This window comes from Oleiphilus messinensis (genome assembly GCF_002162375.1).
GTDB lineage: Bacteria > Pseudomonadota > Gammaproteobacteria > Pseudomonadales > Oleiphilaceae > Oleiphilus > Oleiphilus messinensis.
Map to the genome: position 1 here is coordinate 6,092,152 of NZ_CP021425.1, position 23,986 is coordinate 6,116,137.

The window sequence follows — 23,986 nt, forward strand, 5'->3', positions numbered from 1 at the left end:
ACGCTATTTGCTATGCTGAACTTTAGGCACCTGAACGGACATCCACCCACCCGGAGCATACTGCGCGATGAACAAATTAGCTTTAGCCTCTGCACTCACGGCACTTACCGCCAGTTTTGGCTCTACTACGTGGGCGGATTGTTCCGCACGAGAGTTTGACGCTGATGAAAATAATGTGATCAACGCTTATGTTGCTTTCTACGGACGGGTTCCCGATACCGGCGGGCTCGCATTCTGGACTCAGGAACTGGCCGGTGCCGGGGGAGACTTAAGCGCAATCATGGCCGCGTTTGGCACATCGGAGGAGTTTACAGAGCGATTTGGCACACTCAGTAACGCTGAATTGGTTAATAATCTGTACCAGCAACTTTTCAGTCGTGATGCAGACAGTGGCGGACTCACCTTCTATACGGAATTGCTGGACAACAATCAGCTGACACTGCAGGAAATTGCGCTGGAAATCCTGTTCGGGGCCAGAGCTGAAGACGCAGACAATATCGACAACCGGCGTCTAGTGGGACAGCACTACGTCACCCGTGCCGAAAACACCGGAGACGAACTTGATGCCGATGCGATGGCCACCATTATCACGAGTATATCCGATAACACTGACACGGCTAACCTCGCCTGTGACAACATTGATGTCGCTTTTGAAGAACTGGATAATGGCTCCGGTGAAGCGATAACAGCGTTATCCGATGTCTGGATCATCAATGATTCCAACCTGCGCTCAACCTATCTGGTGGATGACAGCGGCCAACAAATACTGGTCAATATCGAAAGCGTCGAGAGCACCACCATCAACAATCAAAGCTACGCCAAGGTGTCCACATCCGGTATCCCGAACTACCTCACTACCCTGACTCAGGAAAACATCGATACCTTGAATGCCCGGCCCAAAGCGAGTTCGGATTTTGTATCCGGTGCTACCACTGCCGAAGCCGGTGACGTGATCGAATTTGGCGCAGACATAGGTTATCGCAGTCAATCCAATGAAGGGAGCTGTGCTCAAAACGCGGGATATGGTTACTGGCCGCCGGGCCCGGTTTGTCCATCGGATCAGAACAAAACGGGGTATTTCCCGACCCAACCAACCCCCGCCAGCAGTGACTGTGACAACGGATTAAGCGCGATCGGATATGGCATTAACGGCACTTCAATTTACAACTGGGGTGATGGCCAATCCTATAACAGCGAAGGGGTATGGCAAACCCTGGCTCCCTTTGCCGAAGTGTACGATGTCGATATCTGCGGTGGCCATGCCGCACAGGGGGACTATCACCATCATTTTTATTCCGCGTGCTGGGCGGAAACCGCAGGGGAAACCCGAACAGGGCACTCCCCGGTTTATGGCTTTGCTGCAGATGGGTACCCGGTTTACGGCCCCTGGCATGACAGCAATGTCACTGCCAAAAGTTGCTGGCAAAAACGTGACTACAGCGCAAGTTCACCAACCGGCTGCGGTGTAGAGGGGGAACGCAGCTGTCTGCTGGTAGACAGCTATGACACAACCCAAGGCACCACCGCCGCCAGTCAAAACGGACCAAGCACCTCTGGCACCTACAATAGTTTATCCGGAAATGATTTTGCCACGGTTGCAGGCTTCTTTTTCGAAGACTATTACTTCGACACAGCCTGTACCAGTCAGGGTGAAGCGTATCTGGATCAATACAATGGCCATGACCACGACGGACTGGGCTACCACTACCATCTCACGGTAGCAGGCCCCGATGATTTGACACCAGCCTTCCCGTTCACCTTCGGCCCACGATACCGTGGCCAATTACAGGACAATGCCATCGCCTCATGCTCAACCGGTCAACCCGGAGGCACTCCTGGCGGAAATGGCGGCAACCAGCCACCAGATGGTCAACGGCCTCCACAAAGGTAGTGGGGGAAAGCAACGGGCTATCTTGAATAGGATGGTTAAGAGTGGAACTTTCTGGGATGAGGATATGGCTGAGGGCTTAATTTGGCCACAGAATCACTTGATAACATTTGTTGATTTTAGCGATATTTTTAATAATGATACCGACAAGATATGATTGTTAAGGCTTTATCTTCAACGACATATACCAACCTGTTAGTCTCATCAATTCGACGAGACCAAAAACCAGACAAATTTTCTTTAAGCGGTTCTGGTTTACCAATACCTTCGAAGGGTGAACGCTTTGTATCCGAGATTAGTTTATTAATGCGCTTCAATGTCTTCTTATCTTGCCCTTGCCAAAACAAATAATCATCCCAGACTTCGTCAGTCCAACAGAGCAACCGGCTACTCATCAATTAAATCTCTTTCGGTCGTCTTGCCATTTTTATATTGCTCAATGGACTTTCGTAAATGCTCCACGTTAGCCGGGGATTTTAAAAGATGAACCGTTTCCATCAGGCTATTGTAATAATCAAGTGACATCACCACCGCATCTTCAGAATCACGACGTGTGATAACCGTTGTATCAGCATCGTTAACAACAGAATCAAGAACGGCTTTCAAACCATTTCTGGCTTCTGTAAAAGACACCACTTTCATAATCTTCTCCGACATGTACAACTAATTGCACAACTGTAACTCAAGCCTTGTTTATGTACAATATATGGGACGTGTATTTTTGCTGCTGGCCAAGTTATTGGAACGTACGGATGGGTGTCTTGGTTATTATTGGGTTTCTGGACTGGCCCAGTGTCGAAGTCTGTTTCCAACATAAGCACCGCGTATAACCCACCATCCTGAACCACTACCGAATAGACTCGGGGGCACTTTGCGCTCGGAATTTGCGATTTTCACCCCTTCCAGTTCCATTCCTGACACCGTACAACCATAGTTTTCGATTTGACCCACAAAATGCGCCTGATCTGTGCTTTGTGATACACTGTGTTCCGAAAGCTGTCGTTTGGAATTTACAGGTGGCTGTCTCGATTATTGGCTAGTCCACTTAACGCAAATATTCCTAATTCTCTCCACCGAAGATTCAAGGCTAAGTGCGCTGAGGAAGGGGCATCCATGTCCGATTTAATTGAAAAATGGATTAATGAGTATATGAGTAAACATGGACCGATGAGAATGTTCCTCCCCAACGATCCATTAGTCGTATTAATTACAAGCTTTGGTCAATGGAGTATCAGAACTATCCAAATCAATATCAATATTGGTAGCAGAGCTAGATAGACGTTTTTCACCCAAATAGACAATATCGAGTCCAAGCAAGATCAGCTCGGTAGAGCCATCTAAAAAGACAACTGTTGTTTCCTGGTTCAACCCCATGAACGTAGCAACTGCAGTACTTCCATCATAAATCTTAATTTCTGTTCCAGAAGCTGAAAATGTGTAGTCCGATAAATTCTTTGGCAACTCTAACCGTTCAATATTTGCATCAAGCTCCAACTGTGGGGTGCCTGCAACCATAACGGTTTCACTACCTGATGAGCCAAATATCTTGGCGCTGCTAAGAGCATAATATTTAGCATTCTCACCAAGAAACATGTTGCCTGATGAATTGCTATCTTGAGTAAAACCTTCACCTAATGTAACACAAGATTCTGACACAACATTTTCGTTGAAGAGTTGCTCTATCTCTGATTCTGATAAAGCCCTGTTGTAGATTCGAATATCATCAACAGTGCCAACCATGTAGTGGTTATCACTAGCAACTGGGTAGCCTACCGTTAATGGCGTTGTTGCAACAACATTAATTAAACCACTCCATGCTTCAGTATTTTTTAGTTGCCCATCAATATAAATTTTTTGATTGGAACCATCATATGTTCCTACCACATGATACCATTCACTCGCTGCTGGTTTTACATTTGAGGACACTAATCTGAAGCCACTTGAGTACATCTGAAACATAAAGTTATCGTTTTGATCAAATTGAAGTCCATAAGAAGTATTACCTTTCATAAACATATTTTCGAAGGTACTAGGGTTTCCTGTTGTGTGTTTTACCCAAGCACTCAAAGTAATGCTAGTTGATATATCCAGGAATGTTCCGGTGCCAAGGTCTAAATAGCTACTTCCATCAAAGTTATAAGCTTGGTTCGAATTTCCAAATCTATCTGACGTTAAAACAGCTCCATGCACTATTCCTATGTTCCCGTTCCCGCTACTATCATTTGCATCACCATTAAAAAGCCATTCACCAACTAGCCCATCTCTTGGTACTTCAGCATAAGCCTGCCCCATTCCGAATAAGAAAAACAATTTAAGTAAATGGCTCAATAACCTATTCATACACATCCCTTTTTTAAAATTAACATCATCATCCGAATTATAGACTACTTTTTTTCTAGCTCACGATAAACAAGACACCCACTCGAAATACGATTTTGAAGACCAATCTCAACTATCAATTTTTAGTATGAATATGGAGACCATTTTTTAGGCCCTTTACCCTTTATCGCAACATACGACATTGGCCAGAACAAAAAAACTGACAAACACACCCTGAGCACATTGCCAAAAGAGAGTCCAGCTCCTGAGGCCTCATGAATTAATTTGTGAAATGATTCAGCAAACAGAATTAAGCACCCGAAAGTCATTATGATGGCACCAATTCGTAAAAGGGCATTCACTTTTTTTTCTGTAAAGAATATTTCTTCAATGTCCCTGATCTTTAAATTTCCGATATTTTTCATATCCATCCCTGTTTAATAATTCATCGCGAGGTTTTAGAAAAAGCCTATCTAATAGGCACTGCGCATTACTTCAATCTCATCAGTATTGGTCATGGTTGCCTTTGCGCGCAAGCAACTGACTGTGACAATTAAATATTTTAATTAAACAGGGTAAACAAGACACCCACTAGAACTATTTACACCCCTTTAAGTCCCAATTCGGGAACCTCACGACCATAAATTTTGTTTTGACTCGCAAATTGCGAGTGATCTGTGCTGCAGGGTGACGCAATGTATTATGTAATCCGTTGATTGGAATGTATGTGTCAGTTGCTTCAGATTTAGCTCTGCGCACTGGCTGTCTGAGTATTGAATTGACGACCCAAGAAGAATCACATTCTTGACAATAAGTCAATTTTTTCTCGACTATTAAATTCAACATCGTTACCCTTACTCATTATGGCGCACCTTCAGAGGGTTTCTTATTTAGTTACAACACATCCCACAGATACGCCATTTATGTTAACCCCCCCCCCGGTACACCAGATTCAACAATAACTCACTAGAGTGTTTTTTATAAACATAAGGAATTAGGATGATGAATTGGTTTTTTCGAATATTATTATTGGGAACTACAGCCGTTTCCGGTTGCGCGCACATTTGCAACACACAATATGATACTGAGCAGAAGAAATTTATTACCTTTATTGCTGCGGAGGAAGCCTTTGCCAAGAAGCTGAATGACTCTTTTCAGAAAGAAGAGGAGACAAGTGGCATTCCTCACAAGATCATAAGTGTCTCTGGAGCGGCTTATGGTATTGGGTCTGTAGTAGATTTTAATAACTATGAGAATCTAGCTACTATCTGTGACCTCAATGGACTTGAAGTGGTCCACTCGAGTTTCGGTCAAACTTGGCCCGATCGGGACAGTGAATTGACCGCTACAATCGAATTAGACTCCGGTGAGTTAACGAAGAAATTCGGAGATTTAGTAATAGGCATTGGCCTGGACTACAGCAACCCCGCAACCTATCGATATCTAGATCTTCAGCAAAAACTAATTCCATCTCTGGACTTAGAAGAAAGACTTAGGTCAGCTGACTGTTATGAGCGATTGCAAGGTCACAAGGTCTTGCTCATAAAAGGAGTCATAAGTGGTAAAAAAGAAATATCAGTAGGAAAAAACTTTGAAACAGGAGCAAACGTCAAAACCCACAACACCAGCTTATTTAAATTTCAGTACATAGATAAGGATAATTTTAGGAGGATTGATAAAGAGGCCAAACAGTTATACATGATTGCTACCCTAATTGATGGTACTTCTTTCCAGTCTGCTGAAACTGAAGATTCTAGCGGCGTCAATCAAACATTTAAGGAACCAACCAACACGGATATTGACACTTTTTTACGGAAAAAGGAGCGAGATATAACTTGGATCATGAGCCCTTCTCCAAACAACAATGGAACATACTGGTTTAAATCTTCAACAGGTGACTACTTACACTGTCCGACTGGTGGAACTTTGATGACCTACGGACAAGGGGGAGATTGGATTGTTGATCAACTACCTGATGGTCAGGTGAAAATTAGGTGTTATAGGAATCAGAGAGATACACAGTTGTGGTTGCATCGGCCCGAAGGCCGCCCCTCTGTCTTGCTTTATGATACCGACAATAACGATACTGTAATTGGAAACAAGTGGTTTTTGTTAGATACTAATGATAATCAAATACAATCAACAAATGAACCTATTTCAATTCGAATAATGTCGTGGAAAGGCGATTATTTGCCCCGAAGTTTAATTAATTCTAGTAGACAATAGTAGACAATTAGAGTCGTGGTGCCCTTTAGCTTAAGCGGAGGGCATCAAAAATTAAACAAGACACCCACTCGAGACACTGAAATCATTTCCTGAATCTCTGACCCAGCTCAATTCACAACTCGAAGCGGAAACTCTATTATCAATGAATGGACGGTATGCTTGCAGAAATAACCTCTGTTCATAACTTCATACATTGAACGGATTACGATCCAGTATCGGGGAATAGACTCGTGCACGAACAAACCGGCATATTGATTTTAATCTTCGTCGTCGGATCACGAATTAAACAACGAATTAAACAAGACACCCACTCGAAATATTGACTCAACTCCAAATTACTGTATATTCAACCAGACCAAATACTCTTCAACGGACCTGAAGACATGCCCAAACCAAGGAAAGCCCAGATTTCACTCGACGCAACGCCCTACTACCACTGTATATCTCGCTGCGTGCGCCGCAGTTTCCTCTGTGGTGTCGATCATTACACCGGTAAAAGCTATGAACATCGGCGGCAATGGGTCGAGGACCGATTAATCCTGTTAGCACGAACCTTTGCCATTGATGTCTGCGCCTTTGCCGTCATGTCGAACCACACTCACACCGTACTCCGGATCAATCAAGCGAAAGCCGAAAGCTGGAGCACCAGAGAAGTCATTGAACGTTGGCATGGTATTTATGCCGGGAATGCACTCTCCAAGCGGTATTTATCTGGCGATACATTACTCGAATTTGAGCAGCACCGTTTAAACAGCTTAGCAAAACTATGGCGAGCGCGGTTGCAAGATATTAGCTGGTTCATGCGATCATTGAATGAGCCCATTGCCCGTGCAGCCAATCAGGAAGATCAATGCACTGGACGATTCTGGGAAGGCCGGTTTAAATGTCAGGCGTTGTTGGATGAACAAGCCTTAGCAGCTTGTCTCGCCTATGTCGACCTGAACCCGATCCGCGCCGGTATTGCCGATTCACCGGAATCATCGGATCACACCTCGGTTCAAAAGCGGATTAGAGCGGCAAAAACTGACATACCTCATCAACCAGATTATTTATTACCCTTCGTCGGAAAGCCCAGGAAAGACCAACCAGACGGCCTTCAGTTTAACCTGCAGGATTATCTTGAACTTGTAGATTGGACCGGGCGAATCCAACGGGACGATAAGCGCGGATCGATCTCAACCACTCTACCGCCGATCCTGAAACGTTTGAACATCAACGAAAAACAGTGGACTCAACTCACGGGCAAAATGGAGTCCCTATTCCCGACCTTCGTTGGCAAAGCTGAGCGAGTAGAGATCGCCAGTAAGCGCCTTGGACACCGACGGGTCTTTGGACTAGCGCAGTGTCGAAGTTTGTTTTCGACATAAGCGCCGCGTATAATCCGCCACCCTGAAACACTACCGAATAGACTCGGGGGCCATTTGCGCTCGGAGTTTACGATTTACTGCTCATCCAGTCCAACTCCTGACACCTCACAACCATAATTTTTGCTTTGACCCGATAACTGCACCCAATCTGTGCTAAATGACACGTTCTTTTGCGTAATCCGTTGATTGGAACATAGTGATGGTGTCTATAGGTTTAGGCTCCTATTTGAGATGTAGCGCCACAGCACTAGCAAATACTATCAAGCCCATTATTACTATAATCGTGAGGCTTAACATCGAACGCCTTGCACCTCGATACCCATTTATTGCATAAATTAACAGACCAATGGCATATATCAGTAAACCGGTGATAGCAACAAATAGTTCAAACCCTACTAATCTTACAATAACTTGCTCACCGTCTCTCAATACGGGTAAAGGTAATTCCATAAGAAGAAGCCCGTATAAAGCGTATACTAAGCCAGCGAGGCCAATTAAGCCTTCGTATATAAAATCGTATTTCGATTCCTCTTTTTTCATAATAATAATTAACGAGACACCCACTCGAACTCGCTATTAACCTCCCCCCAGCCCCTATCCTGACACCTCATGACCAAACTTTCTTTTCAACCCGAAAACTTCGCAATCCGTTGATTAGGATCTACTTAACCTAGTGATGGGTGTCTTGGTTATGTTATATGTTTATTCTCTGACAACGCGAGAAATTCTTGAATAAACAAGATCTCTTAAAGCAGTTTTGTTTCTACCGTGGTGAAGTTCCCGATGACAGTTTGGGCATACCGCAATAGCATTTTGAACTGTATCGGTACCGCCATCTGCCAAACGGCGCAAGTGATGAACCTCTAGGTACGACATACCATCAGCCTTTGTAAATGGGCTGGGTTTTGTACAAGCCTCACAAGTCCCTTTGGCTTCTTTTAGTACATATGCAACTACGCGCACGTCCCTTGCAAAAATTTCGCCTGAAGATGACGCTCGTTCTGGTTTTTTCTGTCCAACCGGAGGACTCAGCGATAGAGTAACTTTTGATAGTTCCCGCTCAATTTCTTCAGGGGAATAAGCAAGTATAGGACTTAATTCCTCTTCAGATTTAACCGACAACTCCCAAATGCCGCGACCGCTTTGTTGCGGCATTTTGATAACACCACTGTCTACTAAATCTTTCTTAGCCCAGCGAACCTCTTTCTCAAAAAAGCTTTCGTTCGTGTCCGTTTTCTTTGCAAGATCGCTAGTACTCAATCCAAAATGATCAGACAAAGCCCTATATACTGTCGATGGAGACAAGGATCCTTCTCGTTCTAAGAGATTGACTAAAGCTTTTTTTATTTCATTCCTATCAGGGATCACCGAATGCTCTCTAAAAATATTACACTCATAATTAAACAAGACACCCACTCGAACTCGGAATTTACTATTAACACCCCTTCCCAGTCACAATCCTGACACCTCATGACCAAACTTTCTTTTCAATCCGAAGATTTCGCAATCCGTTGATTGGAATCTACTTATAACCTAGTTATGGGTGTCTTGGTTATGGTTTTTTTATGGCTTAAAGATAAAAACAAACCAATAATAAGCAATACAACCCCGAGCAAGTTCAATTGCCACGGAGATGAAGCAGGCGTTAATTGAGAAGTGTTCATAGCGCCAATCATACTAGGAATATGCTCAACTACCCCAACAATCGTCATCGCCCAATAACACCAAACTTCTCGTTTCTTGAATGGAATAGCAAGCAAGAAAGCAATGGCAATACCCGATGACATGAAACCCGCGCCCTCAGTCTTCATCATACCTAGATATAGAACCTGATAGGATTGTGCTAGATCACCCCAAGATTTACTTATAGCATCGGAATGAAAAGGCAGGAATTCTGGGGAAAAAGTATAGATTAGGCCAAACAGGAAAAGTCCTAAGGCATTAAACCCATAACAAAATAGCGCGATTTTTATTTTCATTTAGGGATTCGCAGATAATATGCCTGATCATTTAACACGTATTACTTTGCATACGTCGTAAATAACTCCCAGCCTACCAAATTGCTCGTTTCTATCACGATTCTAACCGCGATCAACAGTGGCTGTACCTAACATCAACTCATAGGTAGAACATTAAGCAAAAAAGCAGGGTAACTTGATGATATTAATATGGATTCATCCTGCAATAAGGTAGATTGTTAGTCGTCAAACACACTACCGACCCTAAAGCAGAATGAATCAGCGTAAATTTACCACATTTCTTGAAAAACTCACCCATTCCCTCAACCCAGAAAAAATTACTGAAATCGCTAAACAAGAAGATTTCTGTGTGCGGCAGAGACGAATTACGCCTTTTAATCTAGTCACATGCCTGGTTGCAGTGATGGCCTCGAGCACCATAGAAAGTGTGGCAGACATTCAGCGGCGGTACTGCGAGTGGTCGGAGAGCAATATCTCTTATCGGGCCTTTCACAATCAATTTTCGAAGCCCGAGTTTCCTGAGTTTATGCGCGAAGTACTGTCATCACTCCTCACAGATTGGTTGCAACCCTCTCTGGCTTTTCCAGAAGGCCACTCTTTTCATCAGTTCAAACAGATTCTGATTCAGGATGGCAGCTCGTTTGCTGTGAAGGACTCGTTGAAGAAATCGTTTCCTGGTCGTTTCAAAACCATCAGCCCTGCCGCTGTTGAACTTCAAGTGACCATGGATCTTCTAGCAGATCAGCCCTGTTCTATCTCGTTGACCCCCGATACCGCCAGCGAGCGGGACTACCTCCCTGAGCCCCAAACGCTATCCGGGTGTTTGTTGCTGCTTGACCGGGGGTACTTCGATCTGGAGTGGTTTCAGAACTTGCAGGATACTGGAGGGTTTTATATCGCGCGGTGTAAGAACAACATTAATCCAGTCGTCGAGGCTGCTTATCGAGAAGATGGAAAAATGCTGAAGCACGTGAAGGGAAAGCCGCTGAAAACAGTGCAAGGCAAGCTGTTCAAGCGACAACGTACGGAATTAATTGTTTCCTGGAAAAAAGGAAAGCACACAATCACCGCAAGATTGGTTGCTTGTTGGATCAAGCGGGAAAAGAAATTCTCCTGGCTGATAACCAACCTTCCTCAAGAGCAGTTTTCTCTGGACGAGGTGAGTGAGGCTTACCGGCTTCGCTGGCAAATCGAGTTGTTATTCAAAGAGTGGAAATCCTATGCCAATCTACGGTGCTTTGATACCGGCAAGGAATCAATAGCAACCGGGCTAATCTGGGCGGCGATTACGGCGGCACTCATGAAGCGTTTTATTTGCCACAGCGCACAACGCATACTCGGCAAAGTGCTATCCACTCGAAAAGCTGCGATGTGCTGCACAGTGACTTTTTGCGATACGATGCTCGGCATCATGCGCGTTGACCGAAAAGCAACTAAGCTCAATGCGCGCAAATTGATTAACTTTCTTGGGCGTTATGCTGGACGTGCTCACCCCAAAAGAGACTGTGATTCGGGTAAATTCAGTTTGGGTCTACAGCTCTGTTAGGTGGCTTAATGTTCTACCTATGAACATCAACTATGAGTGTATCAGCTTTCCGCTGAAGGAAAAGGAAGCATTCCGGCAGACACAGACAAAAAGCCCGTCCAGTGGGACGGGCTGATTGATCACAGCTGATAGGATACTGTCATTTTGATATTTCTACCCGGCTCGTAGTCCAACAGGTAAAGGTCACCGAAGCGGGGATGTTGACTTAAACCGGTACGGGAGGATTGGGAGGCATAAAACTCGTCGAAGAGGTTGTCGACGCCCAGTGTGAGCGTTACGCCTTGAACTTGTTTAGGGCTCCATTGTGCCGAAATATTATGGACGACATAACCGTCTTTCGAGTTGTCCTTGGTCGCACCATCCAGATCCAGATCGGCGTCGACGTCATCAACCCAACTCATGTCCCAGTGCAGTGCCAGATCCAGTGCAGGCAGGTTGTAATCCAGGTTCAGGGTAATGGTATCGCCTTGCTGTCGATCCAGGCGGGCCCCCTCGAACTGGGCATATTGAGCAAATGCCTCCAGATCACTTTCAGCGACAGAGTAAGTTAACAATGCTTTCAGCTGACCAATATCGTAGCCCAGGTAGGCTTCGTAGCCGCGTATTTGCATATCTCCGACGTTGTCTTTCCAGGAGCGGGCATTCACATCAGCAGGAGGTGTTGCATAGTCGTAGATGTAGTCATTAATATCGGTTTGAAACAGAGTTATACCTGCCGCAAAACGGTCTGCTCCGAGTACTGAATCTTCGTACGCAGCGGAAAGTTCGGTATTCAGGCCGGTCTCGGCATCGATATCCGGGTTTGCGGTATCATACAAGCCCGCGCCCGTGAAGACTTCACCGATTTCCGGGCCTTTGAAAAGTTGTGTGGTGCTGGCGCTCAACAACACGCTATCCGTTGCAGCATACTCCAGTGCCAGGGCGGCACTGACCTGTTGAAAACGGTCATCAATTACGGTTGAGTCAATATCGTAGTTGTCGTAACGGATACCCGGCGTAACCGCGATACCGTAGCCCAAATCAACTCGATCTTCGATAAACACAGCTGCACTCAAGGCTTCTTCACTGGATCGCTCGGTACCATCCGCTCGATATTCCGTTTCATAGCGGATGATATCGATCCCGTAATTCAAGGTATTGGAAAATTCACTGCCAAACCGGGACGTTGCCAATACATTCAAGCCAGTATTAGTGGCAGTACCTTCCACGGTGGCCGGATCTGTTGGCCATAGCGCATGAATTGCAGACTCATCACGCCACAATTCACTGACATTATTGAACAGTGTTGCTTTCAATTGGTTCTGCAACCCCCATTGCAACTCGTACCCCAAGCGCAAGGTGTCACGGGTGAACTCAGTCGGGTAGGTCAAAGGGAGCCCCAGTCCATCACCAATCGCTACATCTGTGGCCAGTCCCATGTCCGGACGATAGCTGTAGTTACCTTCATCTTCATAGTACTCGTAACCCAGTTCCAGACGTTGGTTGCCGCTGATATCCCAACCCAATTTCAACAACGCATCCGAGAGATCGCCTTTCAGGCCAACCACTTCACCATTTGTACCCGGAACCGTTGCCCCATCATAACCCTTGATTTTGCCTCCACCGACTTCGAAGTTATCGCGGGAAACCCCATTGTAGTAACCCAAAACATCAAACTGATCATTAAACTGGCCATAACCGGTCAACGAGAACCCTTTTGACGCGTTGTCTGCATAGGAAACCTGGGCCCGGCCACCAAATTGTTGCCCGGGTCTCAAGAGTTGATTGGCATCCTTGGTTTCGAAGCGCACCACACCACCCAGGCCACCATTGATCACGGAGTTATTGCCGATTTCAATATCCACTGACTGGAGGATATCCGCATGTATCTGCAAATTACCCATGTGATGATACATGTAGGTATTTTGATTTGCCCCGTCGATACTGATGCGCAGGTCTTTGTCGTCCATACTGCGGATGGTTATCCGTTGATTGAGTGAATGCGCGCCACCAACATCAACACCGGGAATCGTGCGCAATAAATCACTGACGTGGTCCGCCTGGCGGATTGCAATGGTTTCCTGGGCCAGATTGATCGAAGAGGCCTGTACGGTTGTGCCCCAGATGCTGATGGTTTCTTCAGCCTGGACGTAACTCAACCCACTGACACCAATAATTGCGCCAAAGGTTAGTGTGCCCCGCATTAACCTGTTGATCGCCTGCCACAAGGGGATTCTGGGGAATGCGTTTTGCTCAATTCGCGTACTTAAATTTTCAATTCGTTTAATCTGAGCGTCCGGAAAATTCATACTCGCCTCTATCTTCACACGATACAACTTCAATTCCCTTCGCGGAGCGTACGGTACCAAAAACGGGATGCTCGGCAGAAGGTGAACTACCTGTCAGGCAAGCGAGCATACATCAAATGATAATTATTATCATTATATTTATTATTTAATCAGAACCTCGTACTAACTGATGGTGATTTCCTGAATCTCTGATCCAGCTCAATTCACAACGTGAAGCGGAAACTCTATTATCAATGAATGAACAGTATGCTTGCAGAAATAACCGCTGTTCATAACTTCATACACTGAACGGATTTCGATCCAGTATCGGGGAATAGGCTCGTGCACGAACAAACCGGCATATTGATTTTAATCTTCGTCGTCGGATCACTGCTCATCGGTGCCGCAACGCGATTTTTTATGCGCCGCTCCAGTATTCCCTATTCCGTCAGCCTGTTGATTATCGGCTTGTTCCTGGGCACCGGACACCGGTTTCTGGAAACGGACATTCACTTCCCCTTGCTGTCAGCCACCATTGAGCTAGTTGCCGATATTGATCCACACCTGATACTGTTTATCCTGCTCCCCACCCTGATCTTCGAATCCGCTTACTCATTGGAAGTCCATTTATTCCGGCGCATCTTTAACCAGATTGCGATTCTTGCCGTACCGGGATTGATTGTCAGTACCTTACTTACCGCCGCGTTTGTTTATTATCTGTTTCCGTGGCAATGGAGCTGGGCCATCGCCTTGCTCTTTGGCGCGCTGATCAGTGCCACCGACCCGGTCGCTGTGGTTGCCCTGCTGAACGAAGTCAGCTCCCGCAAGCGACTGGAAACCCTGATTGAAGGTGAATCTCTACTCAATGATGGCACCGCAATCGTGTTATTCACGCTGTTCCTGGGCATTGCGCTCAACACGAACCAGGCCGAGCTCACGATAACCGGTCTGGTCGGTCAATTTTTCTGGGTGGTATTACTCGGGATGGCAATCGGCTATGTGATCGGCTGGATCGCGTTGTTCTGGATTGGTCGGTTGTTTAATCAACCCTCAGTCGAAATCGCCATATCCATCACCTCGGCCTATCTCGCCTTTTTTGTTGCGGAGGGTGTGTTCCATGTTTCCGGTGTAGTCGCCGTAGTCACCCTGGCGATTTTATTTGCCGGCGAAGGCCGGACCCGTATTTCCCCTGAAGTCACGGATTTCATGCACCGGTTTTGGGAAACCATGGCCTATATTGCCAATACTCTGATTTTCCTGCTGGTCGGTATCCTGATCGCCAATCGACTTGACCTGGGAGCTCATCTCATGTGGCTCTATGCCGGTATCCTTTACCTCGGGCTGCTGCTCATTCGGGGTGTTTCAGTTGGCATGTTTATACCGGTTTTACAGCGGAGTGGTGTTGGCATCACGCGGGAGAAAGCGCTGGTGCTCATCTGGGGCGGACTGAGGGGGGCGGTTGCCCTAGCGTTGGCACTTTCAGTGGCGCACTCGGATTTAATACCCCAGGAAACCCGGGATCAGATTTTGTTCCTTTGCGCCGGTATTGTGGTGCTCACCATTGTGATCAACGGCACGACGATGGGCTGGCTGCTGGAACGGCTAGGACTAAATGAGCTTCCCCCGGCCAAACAGGCCACCGTGGATAAAGCCATTCAGCGCATTACCAAAATGGTGGAGGAGGTTATCCCGGAACTGGAACGGGACGAATTTTTAAGGGGCGCAAACTGGGTCAAGATAAAGCATGATAACTTACTTCGTATTGCCCCACCCCCAACTAAAACGGGTACGAACGGGCACCAGACAGAAGCCCGTGAGGACGAACAGAAACTGACGCCAGAAGCACTATCCGTCGCTTTTCGGCGTCAGCTTCTGGAAACAGAACGAAATCACTATTGGCTACAGTATAAGGAGGGGCTGCTCGGTCGCCATGCAACCAACAAGTTAGTGGATGTTGTGGAACACGCGCTGGATGGGGAGCCCACGCTCTCCCCTCGCCCGGAGCTCCTCAAACTCTGGAATGTTCCGACCCTGACTCATTTCCTGAATAAATTCCCCCTGCTCAGTCGCATTGCGGTTGTCACCTCATTTCGCAGAATGACGCTGGGTTACGATATCGCCCGGGGCTTTATCAATGCGCAACACGAGATTGAGCGCTATATCGATACCCTGGCCCCTTCAGACACCGACAAAGAAGCGGTCGAGTTGGAAATACAACAAAACAAATCCGACACGCTGGAACGCATTGAGCAGCTGCGGGAGACTTTTCCCGAGATCATCAGCCGCCTGGAAACCAATGCGGCCAGAAGACTGCTGCTCAATAAAGAAAGGCTAGTAATTTATGAGTTGATTGAACGGGGCGTACTGGATCACCCGGAAGCGAAAAAGCTGATCGCAGCCATTGAAGAGCGGATGTCGAGATTGCTTCGCGCTGACACAAAATTCGCCCTGCCTGACCCGGAAGATATTCTACGGCAATTACACTGGACTAAAGCACTCTCCCAGACAACCCATGAACAGTTGCTACACATTGCCAGTCAGCGTATTTTTTCAGCGGGTGAGTTATTGTACAAAGAAAATGCGCCAGTAGACTTTTTTGCGGTAATCCTGAGAGGACGCGTCAAACTGTCCAGAGGAGCCTCACACAAAACGCCAACTGAAGAACACTCAACAACAGTAAAACATCCAACAACAGAAGAAAAACATAGAAAACTGGCCGGGCCCGGGGATTTACTCGGTGGAATGTGCCTGGTTACGGGCATTGCCGATCATACCGCCTTCGCCCAATCCCCGGTGGACGTTTTATGGTGGCCGGCAGATCGGCTAAAACAAGTGATGGCAAAAGATACCCAATTAGCCAACGTATTGCTAAACGAAATTCAAGCCGTCACCCAGCCCGACCTGGCTGGGCCAAAATCTATTTCGGATTCTGATGGAATTCAATCACGTTTCGATCCTGATCCCGGATAAACAGCATCACTGCTCCCGTCGGCAAGGTAATTGGCCCCTCAGTAATCGTGATATTCAATGATTCCAGTTTCTTCTGAACCGCGTCAATATCGGTCACATCCAGTGCGACGTGGGTATAACCGGGGTGTTTGGAAGGAAGATCCATTAACAGATTTTCAGTGTTCTTTGGATCCGCATTCAGAATGAAATTAATATTCACTCCGGAAGGATGCTCCATCACCGCCACCGGCTCCGGGCCCATCGGCCCTTCAATAAACTCAAACCCCAATTGCTCATAAAACGCGCGGGCTTTATCCAGATTTGCCACCCGGATACCCAAGTGATTGATGCCTGAAATTTCTTCCATAATCGTTTTTTCCTTGCTTGTGTTAAACGCCTATTTGTCATCAGCTTTAACGAAAAATCCAAAATAGGTCGAGACTGAAAAGATTAGAAAATACCATGTAATCGATAAAAATACTTTACCGGTTCACCACTTTTGGAAAACCCGCTCTCGTGTCCCATGGAATGGTAGTGAAAGCTACCTTCATACAACGCTTTGGACAACGTGAGCACTAGAGCATGACACATAACAATTTTACTGACCGCACACTATATCAGAACCCACTGGTCGCGAGTGAATCTGATTGACCCAATAAGACAGTGCATAAAGGCTGAAATGACATTCCACTGTAACACCGGTCTTGCTAGGATGTTGGTTTTATGCTCAATGAGGCTTGGAAGATGCAGAATATCAAGTTCAGACAAATTTTTAACGCACCGGTTGAACAGGTGTTTAACGCGCTTTGTGACCATGAGAACTTTGGTCGACTGATGGGCGCGAAGATCGAGCGTATTGTGGATGGGAAAGCGGGGTATCCCAACGGGTTGCACTCGGTACGGCGGATTGCGCCTTTACCGTTATTGAGCTTTGAGGAAACGGTAATCAGTTATGAGCCGAACAGTTTGATGGAGTACAAAATCAGCAAGGGCACACCACTGAAAAACCATAAGGGCCGGATGCAGTTTTCTGAGACAGAAGGCAAGACGGTACTGGACTATCAAATTGAGTTTGACACCAAGTATCCCATTCCAATGATGGGTTTTATGCTGAAGAACACACTGGAAATTTTGTTGGGCCGCGCTGTGAAAAAGTTAGCACGCTCGTATCTTTAATACCGGTGTGACGAGCACTACGAACCAAGGGTCGTAACCGCATCGGTTAGACAACTGAGAAAATCCATCAGGATCGGCTCTTCGCAGTATTTCAGTGACGCGGCGTACCATTGAAAACAGAATCGATCCCGACCGATGGGACAATATCGCAGCTTTCCGTCCGCTACTGCTGATGCGACAATCCGGCGGGGCAGGATTGATACACGCTCACCACTCTCCAATATGGTGAGTAATGCATTCAGGTTTTCAATGTGCTGAAACGACCCCAAACGGATATTTCCGGGTCGGAGGTAACGCTGGTAGAGGTAGGAGGACTCCAGCTCGAACGTATAAATCAAATCGATTCCATTCAAATCCGGAATGGAGAGGTGTGATTTTCCGGTGAATGGATGGGTTGGCGCAAACACCGCGACCATTTCATCCTGCATCAATGGTGTATAACGGAGATTCCGGTCGGTAATCGCCTCACCCACAATCGCAACATCGACCTCTTTGTTCCGCACGCTGTCCAACAAGGGATTGGCCTGTTTCAACTCCACAATGATATTCGGGTGGATCTCCCTGTAGCAGCTTAATACAGCAGGTAACCAACTGGCCTCATGCACCTTGTCCACGGCCACTTTCAATCGACCATGGTGACCACTCTGATAGAGGTTTAGCTGTTCTTGCAACGCAACCACATCCGCCAGAATTCGCCGGGCATTTCGATGAAACTCCTTCCCGGCCTCAGTTAACAACATTGCCTTTTTGGTTCGCTGAAAAAGCGGAAAACCCAGTGTATCTTCCAGTTCCAGTAATTGTTTGCTGAGAGCGGGTTGCGATACACAGAGTTGCTCTGCGGCACGGGTTAAGCTGGTGTTTTCGGCAATCGCACAAACAAGTCTGAAATGCTTGATTTCAAGGCGTAACATGGTGTCCTGATTCGTCGGGGTACGGTGAGCCTTATAGTCACCGATACCTGAATCAGGATCAAGCCTCTGCTACCGATTAGGATTCAAAAGCGGAGAGATAAACTGTGCCAATACAGCACAAGCAAGCAACAACAGGGCCGTACCAAAGCCCACCACACCAATATTCACGCCGAACACCAGTTTTTCACTGCCATCCAGGTACTGCATTGAACCGCCGTAAGTTTCCCGGCAGAAATAGGCAAACATGAAGCCACCCATTACAAAGCCTGATAACAGTGCCGGAAGCCAGACCGTGCGACGTACCCACAGCATCCAGAGACTCAATACACCAATTGCGGTATTGGTTGTTAGTTGCCACACTTCGTGAATACGGGCATGGGGCGGCCAGTTCGGGTTCCAGACATGGGTATCATTAAGTTCAAGCACCGGCACACCAAAGGCATAGAGCAGAATGCCAATTGTGATAAAAATTTGCTGAATCATCGCTTTTGTCCTCGCAACCAAATAAAGGGCATCGCTAAACATCAATTGAAAAACAAGGAAACTGTGGTGATCAGCATGACCAGCAAGGTAACGGCATGGCTGATCTGTCGTGCGCGAAACCAGCGGTTGAACATGGCGAGGGAATAGATAATTCGGGCCCCGAGAAACACAGTTCCCAGCACCAGAACCCAAAGGCTGTCACCGGGAATCAGCAAATCCAGTAACACCAGCAAAATCATAAAGGGAATGGCCTGCTCCAGCATGTTACCGTGTACACGGATCGCAACCGACAACGACTTCACATCGCCATCCCCCAGGCTGACTTTATGCTTGATGCGCAAGCGGGAAACATTCAGCGAAAGCACAATAACAAGAATGGAGAGTAAAGCGGTGATCGGGACGCTGTAAGACAACGCAATGCTGGATAATGTAATACTGGAAGCCATAACCATTTACCTTGTTTCAATTATCAGGACATGTTTTACAGGCTAACGGAAAAGTGGTTTTCGTGTAAAAGCACTTTTCCTTATGATCAGCATGACCTCAGGTTATGGCTAAGGCTGGAACCATTGCATTGCTGTCGACGGTATTCAGTTGTAGAAAATTGTGGTTTTACCTTCACTGACCAGAATGCGATGTTCCAAATGCCACTTCAGGGCACGGGACAATACACTTCGTTCCAGATCCTGCCCCATTTCCTTGAGTTCTGCGACACTGTAGCGGTGCGATACCCGAATCGCATCCTGCTCGATTATCGGGCCCTGATCCAGGTCTTCAGTGACATAGTGCGCGGTCGCCCCGATGAGTTTGACCCCGCGCACGAAAGCCTGACGATATGGATCAGCCCCCACAAATGCAGGTAGAAAGGAGTGGTGAATATTGATAATACGCTGCGGATAACGGGATACAAATTCCGTGGTCAGTACTTGCATGTATCGAGCAAGCACTATCAAATCAGCATTGCCTTCCAACAACTGCAACGTTTCAAATTCGGCAGAAGTCTTGTTTTCCGGGGTGACCGGTATGTAATGGAAAGGGATGTCGAGGCGCTCCACTTCGGCACGCAACGCCTCATGGTTACTGATCACAGCAGAGATATCGGCAGCATATTGATTGCGTCTGAAGCGCCACAAAAGATCCATTAGTACATGGTCATGCTGAGATACCATAATGGCTACTTTTTGACGCTGACGCAGGGGAAAAAACTGCCATTGCATACGGTAAGGGTGGCCGATTTTATCGGAAAACGCTCTTTCCAACTGGTAGGACCGGTAGAGTTCACCGTCATCCACCAGCTCCAATCGGCTGAACAACTCACCGCTTTCCGGCGCTGGCTGCTGCTCTAACCTTGCGATACGAACCTGTTGCTGCTTGAAAAATTCCGTGAGCAGCGTTGCACCATCAATCGATTTAGGATGAGACACAAGTAAACTCAGGGTATTTTTGACATCCATGACATCGCTCCCTAACGGCCAATCAAAAGACGAATTTACCAGGGTCAGTTGACCCTAGTGAGAAAACCATTTTTTCGCTTCGATAACCACATTCTGCCGCAACAGATACCGAACTACTTCACAGACTAGTCAGGATCGGAGCCAGATACCAGTACAATTATTGATCAGTTGTGTGTCATTTTGTAAGGCCTGTTTTGTGAGGGATTCACAGCATTCTGTACATATTTTATACACATCAATATAAAGGTGCTAGACTAAAAAAAAGCACTTGAACCAGAGAAGAGCGAGAACCACAGCACTGTCAAACCCTGAATCGTTTTGCGAGAGATGAATATGTTGGATGATTTGGCCCAACGGGGTTTTCTACCTCGGCAAGATCCAGCGACTGATTTTCAGCGGCATAGCGAACTGCATGCACTGGATCAACTGGGACGGGATCTGCCGAGCTTGCTGTTGGAAAACGATTTCCGACAATTTGCTTGTGCTTTAACCCTCCCCCATTGGCCGGAACATACCGTCACCGAAGCATCACTCCCTGAATTACGACTTTATTACGTGCGTTTAGGTTTTCTGGCATCTGCTTATATTAATCAAGTCGGACAAGCGCAGGCCAAAATCCTGCCAAAAAACATTGCGGTACCACTGGTTGCAGCCTGCAAGTTATTAAAACGCCCCCCGATACTGAGTTACGACGGCTATGCACTCTATAATTGGAAACGTTTCAATATCAACAAGCCTATTGCCCTCGGAAACATTGATACGATTCAGAATTTTGTCCATCTATATGACGAACACTGGTTTATTCTGGTTCACGTTGAGATCGAGGCAAAGGCAGCACTGTTACTGTCGGCAATCGAGCATTTTATTGCCCATGACAATAGCGATATAGATAGTACGCTGAACGCGATTCTCAGCGCCATGGAAGACATGGTCAGCACGCTGAAACGTATCCCGGAGCGTATGTCGCCTGATCTGTATTTCAGCCACTTTCGTCCGTATATCCGCTTTTTTGAGCATGTCGAATATGAAGGTACCGATATCGGCACAATCGATTTTCGCGGCGAAACCGGCGCACAAAGCAGTATCATTCCCGTGCTGGTGAGCTTTCTTAAAATTCCCCATGAAGCGACGGAACTAACAGACCATTTGCGCGATATGCGTCGCTATATGCCAATCAGCCACGTAACCTTTTTGGAACAGGTGGAAAAAACCACCGATATTCGCCTGCGCTGCGATAAAACGCTTTATAACAATACCCTTGAAGCGATCGCACAATTTCGGGAAATTCACTATCAATGGGCAATCGAGTATATCGACAAACACGTTGCCGATCCGAGAGGTACCGGCGGCACCCCCTACATGCGCTGGCTCAAGCAGCTCATTGATGAAACCCGGGGCTTTAAAATTCAGTAACCGTTACCGGGTATCAACTCCACCAATTTTTATCGCACTGTAAATATTTACAAAATATAAAAAGCACAGAAACATACAAAACCTCGCCAAAACAAAGAAAAAATAAGGCGTACTGATTTCAGAGCCTTAAAAATCACACTTTTATTTCTTTTGAACTCTAACTAAAATTAACGATAAGCATCAAACTTACACTCACGCTGAATACTCGCATTAGTTGAGGGAATCGTATCGAGTTAACAACACAGCACTTAAATAAGGGCCACAATTCATGATTTCTGAAGACAAATACAGTATCGAAAATACTGATTATTCTGTCGGCCAGGACAATGTGCAAAAATGGGGATTTGATGTCCACAACCCTGTTTTTGCCGTTAGCGCCGGCTTGATTCTCCTCTTTCTCGTTGCCACCTTGGTCAGCGATGCCTCCGCGGCCAAAGCCGCCCTCGATGGCCTGAAATGGAAAATCATTGCCAACTTCGATGTATTGTTTATCTGGGCGGGAAATATTTTCCTGATTTTCTGTCTGGCACTGATCTTTTCACCTTACGGGAAAATTCGCTTGGGGGGCGACACCGCCGTTCCCGAACACTCCATGATTTCGTGGCTGTCCATGCTCTTCGCAGCCGGTATGGGCATTGGACTGATGTTCTGGAGTGTCGCTGAACCCGTAGCCTATTTTACCGGCTGGTATAAAACGCCTTTAAACGTCGCCGCGAATAGCAGTGAAGCCGCAGACCTTGCCTTGGGGGCGACGATGTTTCACTGGGGCCTGCACCCGTGGGCGATCTATGGTGTGGTTGCGTTATCCATGGCCTTTTTTGCCTACAATAAGGGACTGCCATTATCAATCCGCTCTATTTTTTATCCCCTTCTCGGAGATCGGACCTGGGGTTGGCCCGGCCACATCGTCGATATTCTTGCCGTACTGGCGACACTATTCGGGCTGGCCACATCCCTTGGCCTGGGTGCTCAGCAAGCCTCGAGTGGCATCAATCATGTTTTTGGTACCGATGGCGGCACCGGATTACAAATTCTGGTCATAATTGGTGTGACGGCACTTGCCATTATCTCCGTGGTGCGCGGTATCGACGGAGGCGTAAAGGTTCTCAGCAATATCAACATGATTGTCGCATTTGCTCTGCTGATTTTTGTAGCCCTGGTTGCATTTGCGGTCACAATGGGCACCATACCAAAGACATTAGGTGCCTACCTGGAAAATATTATCCCCCTGAGTAATCCCCACGGGCGGGAGGATGAAGCCTGGTTTCAGGGCTGGACCGTATTTTACTGGGCGTGGTGGATATCCTGGTCACCTTTTGTGGGGATGTTCATTGCCCGAGTGTCTAAGGGGCGTACTGTCCGGCAATTCTTAATCGCCGTACTGATTGTGCCAACCTTGATTACGGTACTGTGGATGTCTGTCTTTGGCGGTCTGGCAATAGATCAGGTAATTAATAAAGTGGGTACGCTGGGATCGGATGGACTGACCGAAGTTCCCCTGGCGATGTTCCAAATGTTTGAACAACTGCCCTTTAGTACTCTGCTGTCCATTATCGCCATTGTATTGGTGTTGGTATTTTTTATTACTTCATCCGACTCGGGGTCATTGGTGATCGACAGTATTACCGCCGGAGGCAAGATCGATGCGCCAGTGACACAACGTATATTCTGGGCGGCAATTGAAGGTGCGATTGCCGCCGCTTTGCTCTGGATAGGCGGGACAGAAGCCATTCAAGCACTGCAGGCTGGTGCAATTTCTACAGGTTTACCCTTCACGATCGTATTGCTCTTGATGTGTGTCAGCCTGATTCTGGGCTTCAGAACAGAGCGTTTTAATCACTAATCCAGGGCATGCGGTGGTGTAACTGGTCGAGTTCACCACCGCATCAATCCGGCAAAAAATTCTTGCACACTGGTTTAACTGAGCAATACTCCCTAAAAGGGAGTTGACCTCAGTCATTGCCAAGCTTGAGATCTTGCGCTAAAAACTCCCCTTTTTTTTGATTCC

At 46.7% G+C, this 23,986-nt stretch carries 22 protein-coding genes; 9 read left to right on the forward strand and 13 right to left on the reverse strand.

What is annotated here, in order from left to right; genetic code table 11:
• Nucleotides 1-67 precede the first annotated feature (67 nt).
• Entirely contained in the window at nt 68-1,891 is a 1,824-nt protein-coding gene (locus OLMES_RS26525; RefSeq protein ID WP_087464032.1) for a DUF4214 domain-containing protein, read from the forward strand.
• Nucleotides 1,892-2,019: 128 nt separating this feature from the next.
• Here the strand turns inward: OLMES_RS26525 and OLMES_RS26530 are convergent, their stop codons facing one another.
• Both OLMES_RS26530 and OLMES_RS26535 read right to left on the reverse strand, forming a co-directional pair.
• Nucleotides 2,020-2,283, reverse strand: coding sequence for a Txe/YoeB family addiction module toxin (locus tag OLMES_RS26530; protein ID WP_087464033.1), 264 nt, complete (start codon nt 2,281-2,283; stop codon nt 2,020-2,022).
• Nucleotides 2,276-2,530: a type II toxin-antitoxin system Phd/YefM family antitoxin gene (locus OLMES_RS26535; protein WP_087464034.1), complete on the reverse strand. Its 255-nt coding sequence runs from the start codon at nt 2,528-2,530 to the stop codon at nt 2,276-2,278. The genes OLMES_RS26530 and OLMES_RS26535 overlap by 8 nt, the downstream gene beginning before the upstream one ends.
• Before the next feature lie 342 nt (nt 2,531-2,872).
• Here OLMES_RS26535 and OLMES_RS29125 point away from each other — a divergent pair, with 342 nt between their 5' ends.
• Complete coding sequence (locus tag OLMES_RS29125; protein ID WP_087464036.1) at nt 2,873-3,166, forward strand: plasmid partition protein ParG; 294 nt, start codon at nt 2,873-2,875, stop codon at nt 3,164-3,166.
• Here the strand turns inward: OLMES_RS29125 and OLMES_RS26550 are convergent.
• Entirely contained in the window at nt 3,092-4,228 is a 1,137-nt protein-coding gene (locus OLMES_RS26550) for a LamG domain-containing protein (protein ID WP_157678635.1), read from the reverse strand. The genes OLMES_RS29125 and OLMES_RS26550 overlap by 75 nt on opposite strands.
• Before the next feature lie 122 nt (nt 4,229-4,350).
• Nucleotides 4,351-4,632: a hypothetical protein gene (locus OLMES_RS26555; RefSeq protein WP_087464038.1), complete on the reverse strand. Its 282-nt coding sequence runs from the start codon at nt 4,630-4,632 to the stop codon at nt 4,351-4,353.
• Nucleotides 4,633-5,206: 574 nt separating this feature from the next.
• Between OLMES_RS26555 and OLMES_RS26560 the strand changes: the two genes are divergently transcribed.
• Nucleotides 5,207-6,433, forward strand: coding sequence for a hypothetical protein (locus OLMES_RS26560; RefSeq protein ID WP_087464039.1), 1,227 nt, complete (start codon nt 5,207-5,209; stop codon nt 6,431-6,433).
• 383 nt (nt 6,434-6,816) lie between these two features.
• On the forward strand, nt 6,817-7,800 hold the full coding sequence (locus OLMES_RS26565; RefSeq protein WP_087464040.1) for a transposase: 984 nt from the start codon (nt 6,817-6,819) through the stop codon (nt 7,798-7,800).
• 222 nt (nt 7,801-8,022) lie between these two features.
• On the opposite strand, the gene OLMES_RS26570 is transcribed toward OLMES_RS26565, so the two are convergent.
• The 3 genes from OLMES_RS26570 to OLMES_RS26580 all read right to left on the reverse strand — a co-directional run bounded on the left by OLMES_RS26570 (nt 8,023) and on the right by OLMES_RS26580 (nt 9,779).
• Entirely contained in the window at nt 8,023-8,340 is a 318-nt protein-coding gene (locus OLMES_RS26570; RefSeq protein ID WP_157678636.1) for a hypothetical protein, read from the reverse strand.
• Between the two features lie 162 nt (nt 8,341-8,502).
• Entirely contained in the window at nt 8,503-9,216 is a 714-nt protein-coding gene (locus OLMES_RS28445) for an HNH endonuclease (protein ID WP_198343146.1), read from the reverse strand.
• Between the two features lie 110 nt (nt 9,217-9,326).
• Nucleotides 9,327-9,779 (reverse strand): hypothetical protein, encoded by a 453-nt coding sequence (locus OLMES_RS26580; protein ID WP_087464042.1) that lies wholly within the window; start codon nt 9,777-9,779, stop codon nt 9,327-9,329.
• A gap of 253 nt (nt 9,780-10,032) precedes the next feature.
• Here OLMES_RS26580 and OLMES_RS26585 point away from each other — a divergent pair, with 253 nt between their 5' ends.
• On the forward strand, nt 10,033-11,325 hold the full coding sequence (locus OLMES_RS26585) for an IS4 family transposase (protein WP_087459477.1): 1,293 nt from the start codon (nt 10,033-10,035) through the stop codon (nt 11,323-11,325).
• A 119-nt stretch (nt 11,326-11,444) separates the two neighbouring features.
• Here the strand turns inward: OLMES_RS26585 and OLMES_RS26590 are convergent, their stop codons facing one another.
• Nucleotides 11,445-13,613 carry a TonB-dependent receptor domain-containing protein gene (locus OLMES_RS26590; RefSeq protein ID WP_232465217.1) on the reverse strand — a complete coding sequence of 723 codons (2,169 nt, stop codon included), beginning with the start codon at nt 13,611-13,613 and terminating at the stop codon, nt 11,445-11,447.
• A 321-nt stretch (nt 13,614-13,934) separates the two neighbouring features.
• Here OLMES_RS26590 and OLMES_RS26595 point away from each other — a divergent pair, with 321 nt between their 5' ends.
• Nucleotides 13,935-16,562 carry a cation:proton antiporter domain-containing protein gene (locus OLMES_RS26595; RefSeq protein WP_087464043.1) on the forward strand — a complete coding sequence of 876 codons (2,628 nt, stop codon included), beginning with the start codon at nt 13,935-13,937 and terminating at the stop codon, nt 16,560-16,562.
• Here OLMES_RS26595 and OLMES_RS26600 read toward each other — a convergent pair.
• On the reverse strand, nt 16,510-16,908 hold the full coding sequence (locus OLMES_RS26600) for a VOC family protein (protein WP_087464044.1): 399 nt from the start codon (nt 16,906-16,908) through the stop codon (nt 16,510-16,512). The genes OLMES_RS26595 and OLMES_RS26600 overlap by 53 nt on opposite strands.
• A 356-nt stretch (nt 16,909-17,264) precedes the next feature.
• Between OLMES_RS26600 and OLMES_RS26605 the strand changes: the two genes are divergently transcribed.
• Nucleotides 17,265-17,717, forward strand: coding sequence for an SRPBCC family protein (locus OLMES_RS26605; RefSeq protein WP_087464045.1), 453 nt, complete (start codon nt 17,265-17,267; stop codon nt 17,715-17,717).
• A gap of 17 nt (nt 17,718-17,734) precedes the next feature.
• On the opposite strand, the gene OLMES_RS26610 is transcribed toward OLMES_RS26605, so the two are convergent.
• From OLMES_RS26610 to purU, 4 genes are all read right to left on the reverse strand, one after another.
• Nucleotides 17,735-18,628: a LysR family transcriptional regulator gene (locus OLMES_RS26610; RefSeq protein WP_087464046.1), complete on the reverse strand. Its 894-nt coding sequence runs from the start codon at nt 18,626-18,628 to the stop codon at nt 17,735-17,737.
• Nucleotides 18,629-18,697: 69 nt separating this feature from the next.
• On the reverse strand, nt 18,698-19,111 hold the full coding sequence (locus OLMES_RS26615) for a hypothetical protein (protein ID WP_087464047.1): 414 nt from the start codon (nt 19,109-19,111) through the stop codon (nt 18,698-18,700).
• Between the two features lie 41 nt (nt 19,112-19,152).
• Entirely contained in the window at nt 19,153-19,557 is a 405-nt protein-coding gene (locus OLMES_RS26620) for an MAPEG family protein (RefSeq protein WP_157678637.1), read from the reverse strand.
• Nucleotides 19,558-19,701: 144 nt separating this feature from the next.
• Nucleotides 19,702-20,565 carry a formyltetrahydrofolate deformylase gene (purU, locus tag OLMES_RS26625; RefSeq protein WP_087464049.1) on the reverse strand — a complete coding sequence of 288 codons (864 nt, stop codon included), beginning with the start codon at nt 20,563-20,565 and terminating at the stop codon, nt 19,702-19,704.
• A 333-nt stretch (nt 20,566-20,898) separates the two neighbouring features.
• On the opposite strand from purU, the gene OLMES_RS26630 reads away from it, so the two are divergent.
• Together OLMES_RS26630 and OLMES_RS26635 are read left to right on the forward strand one after the other, a co-directional pair.
• A complete protein-coding gene (locus OLMES_RS26630) occupies nt 20,899-21,978 on the forward strand; it encodes a PrnB family protein (RefSeq protein WP_087464694.1) in 1,080 nt (359 codons plus the stop codon).
• 268 nt (nt 21,979-22,246) lie between these two features.
• Nucleotides 22,247-23,821, forward strand: coding sequence for a BCCT family transporter (locus OLMES_RS26635; protein ID WP_087464050.1), 1,575 nt, complete (start codon nt 22,247-22,249; stop codon nt 23,819-23,821).
• The last annotated feature ends 165 nt before the right edge of the window (nt 23,822-23,986 follow it).